Here is a 16,814-nt window from a genome sequence, read left to right as displayed (position 1 = left end):
TCGGCGATGCGCTGCTGCCAGCCGGTCTGGGAGACGACGAACCGGTCGCGCACGGCCTCCGGGACGGGCACCTCGTTGAACTCGCCGCGGTCCCAGCCGGTGGTGGTGATCGACTGCACCCGCTGCGCCAGGTCCGGCTGCTCGGCGATGAACTTCAGGGCGCCGGCCAGCACGAGTTCCGGGTCGGTGTGCTTGTCCAGCAACGATTCCAGCCGCACCAGCCGCAGGTCGCCGTCGCGGTTGTTCATGTCCCGCACCAGGGTCTGCACCGTGTGCTTCGCCAGGTCGGCGGCGGCCTCCGGGCCGGACAGCTTCGCGTCGGGCCGCGAGCCGCCCGGCAGCCAGCTCGCCGCGGACTCCACGTGCACCGAGGGGATCTGCGGGAAGCCGTGGATGCCCTGGTAGCCGAGCTCGCCGGCGAGGCGGAACAGCGCGTCCGGCCCGGTGCGCATCATCAGCGAGTTCCGCCGGACGCGCATGACGTTCTGGTCGAACATCTCCTTGTGCGCGGTCATGGCGAAGTCCTGGTAGAGCTTCGCCTGCTCCTCGCCGAGCGCCGTCTCCATCGACCGCAGCATCGAGTCGGCCACCGGGTGGTTCCGCGGCATCCCGTACGCGGCGTTGTCGACCTTCCCGGTCTGGTCGGAGAGCCGCGCCCAGCCTTCGGGGGTGTCGAGCAGTTCCCGCTCGGCGCGCGCGAGGTCCCGCACGTGGTTGTCGCCGTCGCTGTAGAAACCACCGAGGGCGCGCAGGATCTCGATCCGGCTGATGTCGCTGCCCGCGGCGTACCCGGCGCCGGTGAGGCGGCCGCTCTCGCTGCGGAAGTACGGGTCGAGCACCATCGAGTTCTCCTGGTGGAAGAACTCGTTGATGTTGACGAGCTTGATCCCGTTGTCCCGCGCCCAGTCCAGCATCTCGCGAGTACCCGCGTGCGGGTCCGGGGAACCGTCCGCCGGCGGCTCGCTCGCCCGGGCCGCGTCGAAGTCGGCACGCGGAACATCCGTCCACAGCACCGAAGTCCCGTCGTAGCGGGACGCCGCGGAACCGAAGTTCTCGAACACCTCCGCCGACCGCGTCGCCGCCTGCACCGGACTCCCCATCCAGATGCTGTGCAGCAGCTTCGGCAATTCCAGGGTCTCCGGCAGCGGCGTCACCTCGCCCGGCGCCCAGCCGTTCCGCGCCTCTTCCGACGGACGGGAGGTGATCACCTGGTCCGGACGGCTCGCCAGCCCGTCCGACGTCAGCCGGGCGGTCGGCGCGTCGTGCGTCAGGTCCATCGCGTCGAACAGCGACGACAACTTGTCGGTGCCCAACGCCGGGATGTCCAGCCCCTGCAGGAAATCCGGAGTCGGATCCGGGCTCAGCAGGCCGAACAGGTCCTCGCCCAGCAGCGGCGCCGTCTCGTCGGCGCGCCCGGCGCGCGCGTCGGCCAGCTCGGACACGATGCCGTCGACCGCGGCCGGGTCGTGCGCCGCGCTGCGCGCGCCGGGGCCCTGCGCCTCGCCCGCGTCGTGCGGTGCGGCCGCGTCGTCCGGTGCACCGGAATCGTGCGGCGCGCCTGCGGTGTCGCCGTGGTCCGGCACGGCGAAGTGGTCGTCGATGCTGGTGCGCGGCGAGGCTTCCCCGCCCATGACGACGCCCGCCGGGGCGTGCTCGGGCTGCGCGGGCCGGGTGACCTGGGCGATCGCGTGCCCGAGGTCGAACTGCCCGGTCGGGCGGGAACCCTCCGGCCGGTGCTCCACCCAGCCGGCCGGGTCCGGGCCCGGGCGCATCCGGCCGTCCGCGCCGACCTGCATGGTGGCCGCGACCAGGTGGCCTTCCGGGCCGAGCAGCGGATTGCCCGCGGTCAGCACCGGCTTGCCGAGCTGGCCGAAGTGCTGCACCAGCTCGGGGAACCACGGCGCGTCGGCGACCCCGGAGATGGCCATCGCGACCGCGTTCCGGTCCCCCATCCGCCGGTGGCTCATCGTGTCGATGAGGTCGTTGCCGGCGAGGGTCTCCCCGTTCCACAGCTTCAGATCACCGGTGGCGGGGTCCAGGGTGCCCATCACCAGGTCGGTGTCCGGGTGCGGCTGCACGGTCCGCGCCACCTTGACGGCGGAGTCGATGGTGTTGCCGTCGTGCGGGAAGAACAGCCCGCCGTCGGGCAGGCCCACCGTCTGCGAGCGCCAGTGGATGTCGTTGCCGCCGGTGTCCTCCCACGGGTCGGTGAGCGCGAACAGGTGCACCGCCTGCTCCTGCGCGGCCGGGCTCAGCGGCAGCACTTCCAGCAGGTTCATCAGGTCCGGCAGCGCGGAACCGCCGCCGACGCCGAGCAGCTCCGGTTCCCGCATCATCTCGTCGAGCCGGGTCTGGATCGACGGGTCCTTCGCCGCCGCCAGCATCGCGGCGCTGAGCTCCACGTGCGCCTGCCACACGCTCGCCTTCGTGCTGCCCGACCAGAACCGGAACTCCACCCGGTCCGCGGGACCGCCGGTCACGTGCCGGAAGCTGACCGCGTCGTACTTGTCCCGGCTCAGCGAACGGACGTCCGACGGGCTGGTGACCTTGGACGCGTCCGGCGGGATCGGGTTCGGGCCGACCATGTGCAGCGCGCGCTGGTTCGGGCCCATCGGGTAGTTGCCGAGCCGGTACATCACGGACTCGAACGACTTGGTCAGCTGCGCCAGCCGGTGGTACTCGCGGGCGTTGAGCGGCTGGTCGAAGCTGATGTTGACGTGACCGCCGGTGCTGTCGGCGGTGCCGCCGTGCTCCTGCACCGAGTCGAGCACCGCCTCGACGTCCAGCCACATGTCCGGCCGCTGGTCCAGCCGCAGGATCGGCGAGATGACCTCGACGCCGTTCTCGTGGGCGACCTCGTCGACCATCGCCCACTTGCCGCGGGAGTGCAGCTCCGCCGACGGGACCCGGTCGGGGGTGAGCAGCGGGGTGTCCGGGCTCCACTCCAGGAAGCCGCCCGCGTTGAGCTTCATGCCGAGGTCGGAGACCTTGGCGCCGAACAGCTCGCGGTCCGCCTCGGGGAGCTGGAACTCCAGCTCCAGCCCCACCTTCACGCCGGGCCGCGAGCTGATGCCGCCGGGCACGCCGTCCTCGTGGAACGGGGGTTCCTCGACGCCGTCGGCGATCCGGTCCGACGCCGTGTCGTGCTGCTCCAGCAGCTGCTCGTAGCGGGTCTCCCGGATCTCGCTCGCGAGGTCCCGCGCGGTCTGGTCGAAGGAGCGCAGCGCGTCCGGGCCCAGCGAGGTGACCTGGCCGTCCGCCCACGCCTGGCGCCAGGCGGCGACCTGGGCGCGGGCCTCCGGCAGCGCGTCCGGCGGCAGCGCCGCCAGGTGTCGCTGCGCGGCGGCCACCGAGTCCCGCGCGGAGCCGAGCAGCCTGCGCTGCTCCGGGTCGGCGGGCGGGGGCGTGCCGCCCATCTCGACGCCGTGGCCCGGGGTGGTGTCCAGATCCCCGTAGCTCGGCGGGTCCGCCTCGTTCGGCCCGAAGCGGGTGATGTCGCCGGTGCCGCGCAGGTTCACGCCGCCGCTCTCCAGCAGCTCCGGCTTGCCGCTGGGCGCGTACTGCTCCCCGACCTGGTCGGACAGCAGCGAGTGCAGGCCTTGGCCGACTCCGGAGTGCTCCGGCGAACCGAGGTTGCAGCTCAGCCACAGCAGGTTCGTGCCCTGCGTCCACTGCGGACCGGGCCGACCGGCGCTGAGCAGCAGCTTGCTCATCTGCTCGTGGTCGAGGCGGTGCAGCGCGCCGTCGTGGTCCCGGACGGTGAAGTGGCCGTCCTTGAAGTGCGGCGCCACGAAGTAGTTCTTGCCGTCCGCGGGCGCGCCGTACAGCTGCGCGGCCCGGTCCCCGGCGCCCGCCTCGAACGCGTGCCGCATCGTCTCGGCCTCGACGTCGGAGCGGGGGAAGCCGACGCCGATCGCCTCGCCGTCCTTGCCCGCGGGCAGCGGCACGAACTCCACGTCGGCGAAGGTGAGGTCCTTGCCGGTCCCCTGCGGCTGCACCGCGTCCAGCGGGTGCCCGCCCATCTCCACCGGGTCCGGGCTCGGGTGCCCCGGGTTCTCGATGCGGGTGGGCATGCCGACTTCGCCGTAGTGGACGTACGGGTCGTCGTGGTCGACGTTGAGCAGCTCGTGGGCGTGGTCGGGCAGCTCGTGGTTCTTCGGCTGCCCGTAGTCGTGGCGGGCGAAGGTGACGCCCTCGATCATCGGACCGAAGGTCGGGTGCTCGGCCAGGAAGGTGATCGCCGAGTTCCAGATCAGGTCCGGGTCCGGGTGGGTGTTGACCACGTCGCCGACCTCGGTGAGCAGCAGCTCGCCGGGCCGGTTGTGCAGGCCGCGCACCAGGGTCTGGACGACGTTCTGGGTGAACCGCTCGGTCGCCGCCGCGTCCCACACCCGCGGGTGCGGCGCGGGCGCCGGGTACATCCAGGTCCCGGCGCTGCGCACGTCGACGTCCTTGAGCCCGGGCAGGTCGATGGAGTCCCGGTAGCCCAGGGACCGGGCGAACTCGTCGAGGTTCTCCGGCCCGCTGCGCTGCCGGATCGAGTTGCGCCGCATCGCGAGCATCGGGTCGTTGAAGGCCTCCGGACCGGCGTCCCGCAGCCGGGAGTCCACCACCTCGGAGTACGGCTTCTCGTACTGCCGGATCATGGTGTCCAGGTAGGACCGCATCGCCGGGTGCTGCCGCGGGGCCGCGACCACCGAGTTGCTGGCGAAACCCCGCTCGGTGTCGATGTGGAGGGCGAACCCCTCGGGGCTGGTGAGCGCCACGTCGAACACGCTCTGCGGGTTCCGCAGCGCGCTGTCGCCGTCCACGTAGACGCCGCCGAACTCGTGGATGATCGCCGGCCGGGCGATGTCGCTGGCGCCCGCGCTGCCGGCCTGGGTCATCTTGGCCCGCTCGCTCGCGATGAACTCGTGGCCGGGCAGCGGGCTCTCCGCGTTGGAGACCTCGTCCAGGTTGACCAGCTTCACGTCGTGCTGCCGCGCCCAGTCGAGCATGTCGCGGACCTGCGCGAGCGGGTGGTCGGCGGCCATCGGGCCGGTGTGCGCGTCGGCCGCCTCGAACTGCGAGCGCGGCACGTCCGTCCACAGCACCGTGTCCAGCTGACCGGCGTGCGCGTCGGCGGACTCGCCGATGCCCTCCCGGTGGATGCCGTGCCTGCCCGTGCCGGACAGCGGGCCGCCCAGCCAGACGTGGTGCGCCAGCCGCGGCATCTCCAGCGTCTCCGGCAGCGGCACCGGAGGACGCGGCGCCCACCGGGCCCGCTGCGTCGGCGAGCGGTGCGAGGTGATCACCGAACCGGGCTCGGGGGCCAGCGCGTCCGGCGCCATCTCGGCGTGCGTCGGGCGGCCCTCCGGGCGCGCCATGTCCAGCGCCCGGAACAGGCTGGTGGTGCGGTCCGCGGGCAGGTTCGAGTAGTCGTGCCCGGTGAGGAACTCGGGCGCCGCTTCGGGAGCGCGCCGCCCGAACACGTCCGGGCCGAGCAGTTCGGTGCGCGGTTCCGGCTCGCGGCCGCTGCGGGAGTGCTCGGCGGCGGCGTCGTTGAGCGCGTCGACCACCGCGCGGTGCGGGGCGACCGGCTCGCCGCCCATCTGCACCCGGCGCTCGGGGGCCGGGCGGGACGAGCCGTCCTGGTCGGTGGGGGGCACCCCGTCCGAGTCGGTGGAGCGGCTGGGCAGCGAGTCCAGTTCGACCTCGTCGAGCGGGCCGACCTCGTCCAGGGTGCCGAGGTTGTGCGCGGCGTCCTGCTGCGCGATGTCCCGCTCGGAGAAGCCCAGCATCCGGCGCCACTGCTGGGCTTCCGGGTCGTGGGCGAAGTCGAAGCTGTCCTGGGTGCCGCTCCGGTCCCGGCCGCGCCGCGGCGAGTCCTCGCCGCCGCGGGTGGTGGCGTCGTCGCGGCGGTTCGACTCGTCCCCGCGGTTCGACTCCTCGCCGCGGTTCGAGTCCTCGTCCCGGCGGTTCGAGTCCTCCCCGCGGCGGTTCGACTCCTCGCCCGGGTTCGCGTCGTCCCCGCGGTTCGCACCGTCGCCGCTCCGCCCGGAGTTCTCCCCCGGCGGCGTCGGGACCGCTGCGGGCGGTCCGGCGAGGTCGCCGCGGGTGCCGCGCGGCGGCAGGTCGCTGAGCTCGATCTCCTCCGGGATGCGCGGCAACGCGGGCCCGTGCGTGCGCGAGGTGCTGGGCCGCCCGTAGTTGATGACGTCTTCCCAGCCGCTGAGCAGGTCGTCGGCGACCGAGGCACGGCGGATCGGCGGCAGCCGGTACTGCGAGCCCGGGTCGGCGGCCCGCTCGGCGCGGTCCTGCGCGGCATGGCGCTCGCTGATCCGGGCTTCCTCGCGGATGCGCGCGTCGCGCTCGTGCTCGGCCTGGGTCAGCTGGTCCCAGGTGCGCTTGGCCTTCGAGTACTCGGACCGGGCGTGGGACTCGGCCTCCTGCGCCTTGGCGACCGCCTCGGTCTCGCCGGTGCGGCTGGGGCCGGCGAAGCCGTCGGCCTCCAGCGCGCCCTTGAGGGCCTTGTCCGCCTTGGACCACTCCTCGCCCTTGGTGGCGAGATCCTTGGTGGCCTGGATGAGGTCCGGGGAGATCGCGTGCCCGGTGCGCGCGGTCGCGTCGTCGTCCCACAGCCGGGAGACGAAGGCGTCGCGGAAACCGACGCTGCGGCCGCCGACCTTGGGCTCGCCGAACTGGAACGCGCCGCCGGTCTCGCGGGCGATGACGCGGAACTCCAGGCCGCTCAGCAGCGCCCTGGTGACGGTCTCCTCGTTGTGGATGATCTTGTCGGAGATCGGCATCCGCGCCGCGTCCTCCGAGTGCAGTTCCCCGCTCTGCAGCAGCTTGGCGGGGTCGCGCGAGGACAGCGCCACCAGGTCGCGCGCCGCGTAGCCGGAGTTCTGGCCGAACGCGTAGGGGCTCTTGTCCGCGGGCTGGGTGTTGCCGCCCCAGCCCCACGGCTCGGTGGTGCGCAGCTCCGTGGTGTGCCCGGACTCGACCTCGGAGGTCCGCTCGTCCTTCGGCTTGGTCTTGCCCTCGAACTTCACCGAGCCGCTGGTGCTCGCGAACTTCGGGGTCTCCGGCACGCGGGCGTGGAACTCCAGCGTCCGGTTCAGGTCCGGCATCGGCACCGTGAAGACGCCGTCTAGCTGGTCGGGCAGCCGCGAGCGCAGCTGCGCCACGGTGATCGCGATCGCCAGCGCGCTGTCGACGTCCCGCGGGATCTCGGCCCCGGAGTCGGTCAGCGCGCCGCGCCCCGCCTGGACGAGTTCGTCGATGTCGCCGAAGAAGTGCTCGCCCCAGTGCGCGTCGGCGGTGGGCAGCGTGAACTTGCCCTCGCCGCGCCAGGCGTTCAGCGCGTCCGAGGTCATCTGCTCGGCGGCCAGCGTCGAGCGGTGGCTCAGCTGCCCGTAGCGGGTGCCGTCCGGCAGCGGCAGCGCCTCCTCGGCCAGCTTGGTCACCGTGACCGGCCGGTCCACCGAGATCGCGTGCGTGGCCGGACCGTCGCCGTGCGCGACCTGGAGGTTCAGCCGCAGCCGGCCGCCGTGCTCGGCGACGGGGCCGCTGGTCTCCGCGGACCGCTCGTGCCCGACCTCGTCCTTGTTGGTCAGCTGCTGGGTGCGGTTGCCCCAGCGCGCCTGCGGGGTGATGCCGACGCCCGCCGCGCCCAGCCCGGTGTGCTCGGTCTGCCTGGCCTGCGGGTCGCTCGGCGGGATCTCGGTGCCGCGCACGCCGAGCCGACCGGCGAACATCGTGGTCAGCAGCGTCCGGCCGCTGGTGCGGACCTTCTCCAGGGCGGTGCTGGCGAGGTTGGTGACCTTGAGCTTCTCGACGTGCCGGATCGAACCCGGGCCGTGGTCGGGCAGGAAGTCGGCTTCCAGGTTGAACCGGTAGGTGTTGCCCTTGAACCGGCGCTCGTAGCGCAGCGTGGTCCGCTCGCCGCCGTTGAGCGCCTGCTCCACCGAGTTGTTGATGTCGGTGAGCAGCGCCTGCAGCGACGCGTGGTTGTTCCGCGGGTTGCCCGCGGAGGTGTCGGGCAGCAGCGCCGCGGCGACGTCCTCGCCGAGCTCCCGGCTCAGGTTCTCCCGGATCTCGCCGAGCTGGTTCGCCAGGTCGACCGGGTCGATGATGCCGCCGAGGCCGAAGGACGGCCGCACCGCGCGGTTCGGGTCCAGGCTCGGCGGCAGCGTCAGCGACGCGTCCGGGCGGGACTTGGTGGACGTGGTGCTGTGCTCGCCCGCCGAGGAGCCGGACGAGTCGGAGGTCGTGTCGTCGGCGGGGTCGTTCCGCCGCGCCCGGTCGCCGGTGGCCGGATCCGAACCGGGCGGCGTCGACGACGCGGGATCGCCGCCGCGCTCCCCGCCGAGGCCGGGGCTGATCTCGTCCAGCTGGTCCTTGGTCAGCCACACCAGCTGCGACTCCGGCAGCTCCACGTACTGCCCGCGGCGGCGCGGTTCGGGCCGGGAGAACAGCTCCAGCTGGTCGAAGTTCCCCTTGTAGGTGGCCTCCGCGACCATGCCGGCGTGCACCTTGACCCGCGCCAGGTACACCTTCTCCGGCGCGGTCTCGACGGTGAGCTTCTGCCCGCTCTCCAGCGAACGCGAGGTCTCCGCGCCCATCGACTGGGTGTAGGGCTGCACGTTGATGACGCCGACGCCGAGCCCGTCCACGTCGTGCGTGCCGGTCTTGACGCCCTGCCCGAACGGGCCGGTGAACACCGCGCCCACGTAGCCGCCGTGGTTCACGCTCCAACCGGTGGTGCGCCCCGCGTTGGCCTTGCCGGTGAGCTCCCGGGTGGCCTGCTCGTACTCGCTGCGGGTGATCGGGCTTGCGGTGTCGAGCACCGGCTTGAACGAGGTGCCCATCTCGACGGCCAGGTCGCGCCGCGCCCGCGTGTAGGAGATCGAGGTGGTGCGCGGCCTGCTGAACAGCCGCGGATCGCCCTCGATGCGGTCCGCCCCGAGCATGTGCGCGATCGGGCTGGTGATCTCCGGGACGGGGAACCGGACGATCGGGTCGTTGCGGGTGACCTGGCTGAGCAGGTCGGTCGCCATCTGGCGCAGGATCTTGCCGCCGGTGAACCCGACCAGCTGGGCGCCGTCGAGCGTGCGGCTCCCGCCAGGGGGCATCTGGTGCGGCGCGGGCGGGGAGCCGATCTGCTCGACCTGCGCGTTCGGTGCGCCCTCCTCGAAGTGCGTCACCGCCAGCGGGTCCTCCTCGCTGACGAGGCTCTCCGGCACCACGAAGCGGGCGTCGACCCGCTTGGTGATCGGCTCGGCGGCGTGCGGGTTCGGCTTCTGCCTGGACCGCTCGTTCGAGGTCAGGTCGACCGGGAAGTCGCTGGTCAGCTCCTGGAACACCGGCACGTGCCTGCCGGGGCGCTGCGGGCGGATGCGGCGCATCCCCTCGCTCGGCCGCTTGTACGAGAGGACCTCGGCCTTGAAGTCGAGGTCCGCGCGGAACGAGCGCAGCCGGTCGTCGGTGAGCTTGCCGTCCGGGGCGATGCTGCCACCGCGCTTGCGCTCGACGGCGGTCTCCCGGCCGAACTCGAAGCCCCGCCTGCGGGTCCGGTTGCCCTCGGCGCGGTAGCCGCCGTTGAGCACGTAGGACCCGATGCCCAGCGAGGCGTACAGCCGGGCCTGGACGCCGCCGATGAGGCCGCGCTTGCGGAACCGGCTGCTCTTCACCGTGGTCTCGTCGGTGACCTTCCGGCTGGTGTTGAGCGCGCCGTCGCTCTTCGACTTCCCGTCCTCGGCGCCGTCCTTCGCGCCGTCCCGGGAACCGCTGCCGTCCTTCGCACCGCCGTCCTTCGCGCCGCTGCCGGAGTCCTCCCCGGAACGCCCGCCGGTGCCCTCCGGCGTCGCGTCGCCGTCCAGCCGGGCGCCCCCGAAGGACTCGCCCCCGGACCGGACCGGTTCGCCGTCGCGGATGTTGCTGGTCTCCATCGACAGCCGCACGACGGAGACGTAGTCGTTCAGCAGCGATTCCCGCTTCAGCGGCAGGTGCAGCGCCCCGTCGACCATGTGCGGGACGAGCTGCTTGACGACCTCCTCGTCGGCGAGGATGTCGGCGAGGTTGCGCCCGCGCTTGAGCACGTCGGCGATCTTCGCCGACAGGCCCTTCGCGAAGGCCTGGTCGTCGAACTGCCGGATGAACATGTTCTGGTCCAGCCGCACCCGCCCGCGCAGCGGGATGTCCCGCAGCAGGTCCGCCAGCCCGTTGTACAGATCGCGCCCGACGGGCAGGTCGGTGAGCCTGCCGATGAACGCGTGGCCGTTCTCGACCGACTCCGGCAGGAAGTGGGTGCGCTCGGCACCGGAGCGGAAGGTCTCCGGGCGGTGCGCGTCGGCCAGCGGGGTCCCGTCGAACAGCCCGGCCTCGGCCGCCTTGCCGCGGTCGCCGAGCATGTCGGCGGCGACGATGCCGTCCAGCGTGACCGGCTCGCCGCCGAGCTTGCGGACCTGCATCTTGTAGCCGAGCTGGTACCGGGCGGCCTCACCCGTGGTGTCGACGGTGTGGGTGACCTCGGTGGAGCGGTTGATGCTCTGCTCGTTGGCCCGGCCGATGTTGAACCCGGCGTTCGGTCCCGCCACGACCCGGAACGGGCCCGCGACGACACCGGGGCCCGCGATCGCGTTGAGCCCGCCGGAGCGGTCCGTCTTGCGGACGTCCTTGCTGCCGAACGTGGCGGTCTGCGAATCGGAGTGCGTCACGTCCGCGTGCTCGTGGCCGACCTTGATCCAGGTCGCCACCGCCCGCATCTCGATCTTCGTGCCGGGGTGGGAGCGGAACAGCGAGAGCTTGCGGCCCTTGTAGATCTCGCCGGACTGCACCCACCCCGCCTCGGGGTGCGCACCTTCGAAGACCGTCATCTCCGGCAACCGCTCGGTGATGCCGTCCTTGTGCAGGAACTCCTGCAGAGCGGGTCTGCCGTGCGCGTCGACGGAGGTCTCGTCCCGGAATCTCTTGCCCAGGATCTGCTGCACCTGGGTGAAGAACGAACCGGCGAACGGGCCGGTGTGGATGGTGACGCCGATCGGCGCCGAGTCCCGGACGGCGCGGCTGCCCGCCTCGCCGAGCTCGCCCAGCTCGTGCACGCCCTGCTCGGCCAGCTTCACCTGGCGCCGCTGGTTCAGCGACTGGTGGAAGGTGTCCAGGTGCGCGTGCGAGTCCGCGAGCACGTTGCCGATGGAGCGGCCGTTGGAGAGCCCGATCGGCACCCGCAGCGCCACGTCCGCCGTCTCCGAGACGCTGTGCTGTTCCAGCGTGCGGTTCGCGGTCGGGCCGACGACGTCGCGTCCGACGCCGGGCGGGGTCACGACCTGGTTCTTGCTGTCGCGCAGCGAGAACTCGAACTTCATCGGCACTTCGACGTCGTGCAGTTCCTTGATGGCGTACTTGTGGCCGCTGCCGTACTTCTGGCTCTGCTCCGACAGGTGCGTCTCGGAGAAGCCGCCGGGCACGGTCGGGTTCACGTACACGTAGACGCCGGGCACCGAGGTGGTCGCCAGCTGCGGGGAGAACGCCTTGTCCCGGGATTCGCTGCTGGTGTGCGAGGTGGACTTCTCGGTCTTGGTGCTCGCCTTGATGGACTCGTCGGAGGGCTTCACCGACTTCATCTCGTCGAACTGCGGGGTGGCCTTGACCAGCAGCTCGTAGAACTTGCCGCCCTTGCGGACGGTGAACGTGTCGCCGGAGCCGACCAGGCTGTGCACCGCGTTGTCCACGCGGCGCTGGACGATGCCGGTGTCCTCCCACTTGCCCTTGCCGCCGGGCAGCAGGCTGTTGAGGTGGGCGACCACGTCGGGACCGCTGAACTCCAGCGTCCGGGTGTCCTGCGGCAGGTTCGCGCGACGGGTGGCGCCGATCTGCTCGATCGGGCCGAGGGACTGGCCGCGGCGCACGTAGTCCGGCAGCGCCTCCCGGATCTCCCGGACCGGCTTCGGGGTCTTCTTCGCCTCGTCCTCGGCGTCCTTCTTCGCCTGCTCCGAGTCCTTCGCGCCGTCGTCGTCGGACCGCTTGCCGTCCTCGCCGCGATCGGATCCGCGCCCGTCCTCGGCGTCGTCCCCGCGCTTGCCGGACCCGTCGACGTCGTCGGTGCCGCGGTTGCGGCTCTCGCCGTCCTTCGGGCTGCCCGGGACCTCGTCGAACGCACCGCGCCGCGGACTGTCCACAGGGGACATCGGCGGGGTGTCCGAGTCGGGCCGGCCGGTCCGCGCGGCCTGTTCGCCGCCCAGCGACTCCTTCTCGTGCACGTAGCGCTGGACGAGCTCGTCCGCGCGCCCGTGCTCGCCCTTCGCGATCCGCGCCGCGACGGCTTCCCACAGGACGGTCGGCACCTTGCCGGGGATCTCACCGGCCCGGCTGAGCAGGACGGCCGCGGTGTCCAGCAGTTCGCGGGTGCGGCCCGCGGCGAGCTTGCTGTAGGAGCGGGCGGCGGACTCCAGGTCCTCGGACAGCGGGACGTCCCTGGCGAACGAGGTGCCCGCCGCCGCGTCGCCCTCGGTGGTCGCGGTGCGCTGCGCGGGCGGATCGCCGCCCATCACCAGCGAACGACCGCCCTGCGGGCCCAGGCCCACCACGACCTCGTCCGGGGCCGGGATGCGCAGCGGCGTCCCGTCCTGCTGGGCGGGGCCGTTCAGCCTGCCGCCCTGCGGCGCGCGCGGCGCATCCGGGATCGGCGCGGGCACCAGGTCGGGATCGGTGAGCAGCGCGGCGAACACCGGCGGCAGCGGCGGGTCCTGCCTGCCGCCCTCGCGGGTGTGCGAGGTGCCGGTGGAGCCGGGGCGCGAGGTGGTCGAGGCGGTGCGCTGGTCGGGCGCGGTGACGTTGAGCCCGCGCTCCCCGTCCTGGGTGCGGGTGGAGTCCTGGCCGCGGTTGGTGTCCTGGCCGCGGTTGGTGTCCTGGCTGCGGTTCGGGCTGCTGCTCTCGGTGGCCGGGCCGCGGGAGTCGCCGCCGCGGGTAGCGGTCTGGTCGCCGCCGCGCGCCTGGCCCGGGTCCTGCTGCGAGGTGACGTTCGGGCGCCCGCCGGGCTGCTGGCCCGGCTGGTTCGACGTGGTCTGGCCGGGGTTCGCCTGGTTCGGGTTCGCCTGGTTCTGCGTGCTCTGGTTGGCGCCCTGGTTCGGCGTCGTCTGGTTGCCGGTCTGGTTCGGCGTCGTCTGATTCGGCGTCGTCTGATTCGGCGTCGACTGGTTCGGCGTCGACTGGTTCGGCGTCGTGGACGCGACCGGGTCGGCGCGCTCCGCGTCCGCGTCGCGAGCGGGCAGCTCGTCCTGCGCGCGGGTCGGCTGCTCGTCCTGCGCGCGGGTCGGCTGCTCGTCCTCCACGCGGGTCGGCTCGGCGTCCTCGGGGCGGGCGTCCTCGGTGCGGCCGGACTGCTCGGTGGAGCCGTCGGAGCGGGTGGCGCCGGTCTCCGGCTCGGCGGTGGTGTCCGGGCGGCCCGCGGATTCGGTGCGCGGCGCGGGCTCGGACCGGGACTCGGTGACGGGGTCCGCTTCCGGGTCGGCGGTGGTGTCGGGACGCTGCTCGCTCGTCGGGTTCGCGGCGGTGGAATCCGGTTCGCCGCTGGTGCGCGCGGCGGGTGCGGCGGCGTCCTGCCTGCCTCCGGTGACCGTGCCGGACTGCGGAGCGCGCGTCTCGCCACCCGCCTGCGGGGTGGTGGCCGCCCCGCGCCCCGGCTGGTTGGTCGCCTGGTTGCCGGGCTGGCCGCCCGACTGGTGCTGGCCCTGCACCGGGGCAGGCGCGGCGGAGTCCTCGCGCTGGTCCCGGCCGGATTCCGCTTCGTCCGCGCGGGAATCCGGGGTGCGTTCGGATTCCGGCCGGTCGGATTCGGTGAGCTCGGCCGAGTCGTCCCGGGACTGCGCGGGATCGGTGGTCGACTCGTCGTCCCGGGAGCCCTGCTCCTCGCGGGAGTTCGATTCGTCCCGCGAAGCCTGCTCCTCGCGGGAACCCGACTCGTCCCGGGAGCTCTGCGATTCCTCGCGCGAGGACGGGGATTCCTCCCGCGAAGTCTGTGCATCGTCACGCAACGACTGCGACTCGTCGCGCGAGTTCTGGACGTCGTCGCGGAACCCGGAGTCGGCCCGGTCCCCGCCGACGTCCTGCCGGTCGGAGCCGCCGATCTCGTTCGACCGGCCGTCGGTGTTGCTCGGCCCGCCGTCCGCGTCGGTCGACGAGGTCGTGCCGTCCGAGCCGATGACCGTCGAGCCGTTCGGGTTCGTGGTCGAGGTCTGGTTCGGACCGCCCTGCGTCCCGGTCCGGTCGCCGCCCGGGGTGCTCTGCGACTGCCCGGGGCCGGTGGCCGCGGTCGACGGGTTGGTCGACGAGGTCTGCCCGCCCGCGGTGCTGGTCTGCCCGCCGGTGGTGCCGGTCTGCCCGCCCGTCGTGCTGGTGCTCGGGCTGCCGGTGCTGGTCGTGCTCGGACCGGTGGCCGTCGTGCCGGGCCCCGTGGCCGTCGAGTTCGGACCGGTGGCGGTCGAGTTCGGGCCCGTCGCGGTCGTGTTCGGCCCGGTCGCCGTGGTGTTCGGTCCCGTGGCCGTCGTGCCCGGCCCCGTCGCGGTCGTGCCAGGACCCGTAGCGGTGGTTCCGGGACCGGTGGCGGTCGTGCCCGGACCGGTGACGGTCGTGCCCGGGCCGGTGGCGGTCGTGCCCGGGCCGGTGGCGGTCGTGCCCGGACCGGTGGCGGTCGTGCCCGGACCGGTAGCGGTCGTGCCCGGGCCGGTGGCCGTGGTTCCGGGTCCGGTCGCCGTCGTGCTCGGACCGCCGGTGGCGGCCGTGCTCGGACCGCTCGTGCTGGAGGACGTCGTGCTGGAGGACGTCGTGCTGGAGGACGTCGTGCTGGAGCTCGGCGCGGACGACGTGGTGGAACCCGAGGTGCTCGTGCCCGCCGTCGAGTTCGCCGCGCCCCCGACCTGCCCGCCGGAGGTGCTCTGCGACTGCCCGAATCCGCCGTGCGCGACGGCCTGGCCCTGGTTGGACGAGGAGGAGTCGTTGGACTGCGAGGTCGACTGCGACCCGGTCGAATCGGAGCCGCCGGTCGAGGAGGACTGGCCGGACCCGCTGCTGTGCGAGGTCGAGGTCCCGGAGCTCTCCGAGGACGTGCCGCCGTCGGCCGAGCCGATCCCGGTCGACTCGGTGGCCACCGGCACGGAGTTCCCGAACACCGAGCCGATGTTCGTGCCGCCGTGGCTCACGTCCCGCGAGGAGGACTCCTGCTGCCCCGCGCTGTCCCGGTTCGAGTCCACCAGGCTGTCGCGCGAGCCCGCGGAATCCGACTGCCCGGACCCGGTGTTCGTCGAGGAGGACTGCCCGCTGGAGTCGGACCGGCCGCTGGAGTCGGACTGACCGCTCGAATCGGAGCGACCGCTGGAATCCGTCCGACCAGCCGAATCGGACTGCCCGCTGGAATCGGACCGGCCGCTGGAGTCGGACCGGCCACTCGAATCCGACTGACCGCTGGAGTCGGACCGGCCACTCGAATCCGACCGACCGCTCGAATCCGACTGCCCGCTCGAATCGTGGCCGCCCTGCCCGGCGCCCGCGGTCCCCTCGCCGTTGGCCTCCGCGTACGACGGCGGGCCCTGGGTCGCCTCCTCGTAGCTCGGCGGCCCGTCGCTGGAGGTGTTCGTCGAGGACTCGCCGTCCCGCGCCCCGCCGGTGCCCTTCTTGTCGCCCGTGGCGTCGCCGCCGGACTTGTCGCCGCCGATCTCGCCCGGGCTGGGGATCTTCAGGTCGCCGGGGCCCTTGACCTCGCTGATCGTCGGCGTGCCCGCACCGGCCTTGCCACCGCCACCGGTCGTGCCGCCGAGACCGCCCTTGGCGAAGGCGCCGAACATGCCGTCCGAGGCCACGCCGTGCTTGTCGTCGGTGGCGATGTAGACCAGCGGGTTGCTCGCCGCGACCGAGACGATCTGCAGCGCGCCGTCCGCGAAGCGCCCGAACGCCACCTGCCCCCGGGTGAACTTCTTCTCCGGGATCTGCTCCTTGGGGCCCCGCAGCTTGTTCGCGTTCGTGATGTTCTTGTTGATGTTGACCATCACGTCGTCGAGGTTCTTCGCGATGCCGCGCACCGCCCCGGCGGCGACACCGGAGGCCGCACCACCGATCGCGCCACCGATGACCATGCCCTTGATCGACTCGGTGTTGATGTTGTCGCGGTAGCCGGCGGCCTTCTGGATGCCCTGGATGCCCGCGTCCAGACCGCCCATCACGCCGGCACCGAACGCCGCACCACCGGCCGGGTACTTGCCCAGCTGCCAGGCCTGCGAACCGGCCGCCTTCGCCCCGGCCTTCCAGCCGCCCGCCTTGACGGCCTGCGGGATGCGGCCGAGCTGCTTGACGATGTTCTGCGCGATCTGCTTGATCAGTTCCCGCAGCAGCGCGGTGATGCCCACCCGCGCAGCGGCGAGCACCGCCGGGACCATGAACGCGCCGAACAGCGAGGCGATCAGCGAGATGACCGTCGCCAGCGTCATCGCGGTCATCGCGATGAACATGATCTTGTTCTTCTGGATGTCCGCGGCCGCGTCGTGGGCCTTGCTGGCCAGGTCGCGCGCGACGGCGGACTGCTCGCGCAGGTAGCCGGGCAGATCGGACTTCACGTACCGGACGGTCTCGTCGGAGGTGTCGCCGTCCAGGGCGGCGTCGATGTCACCGCCGGCCGACTCCATCTTGGCGGCCATCTCGTCGGTGCGGTCGGCGTAGCGCTCCAACGCGGCGTGCATCGCGTTGAGGCCGCCTTCGCTGCCCTCGGGCCACTCCATGCCGAGGGTGATCTTGAAGAACTTCTGGAGTTTGTCGGGCAGCTCGGTGGTCTCGTACTTGCTCAC

The 16,814-nt window shown here is 72.8% G+C and carries 1 protein-coding gene (running past one end of the window); it reads right to left on the bottom strand.

Features of this window, described 5'->3' with window-relative positions; genetic code table 11:
• Positions 1–16,814 carry the 5' portion of a WXG100-like domain-containing protein gene (locus AC29IT_RS13285; protein WP_488218866.1) on the bottom strand. 46,063 nt of this gene lie to the left of the window's left edge, so the window shows 16,814 of its 62,877 coding nt (coding positions 1–16,814); the start codon lies at positions 16,812–16,814; its stop codon lies off the left edge, out of view.

This window comes from Saccharopolyspora sp. MMCC62, assembly GCF_057736575.1.
The sequence above is the reverse complement of the archived record's forward strand: the minus strand, read 5'-3'. Positions and strand labels throughout refer to the sequence as shown.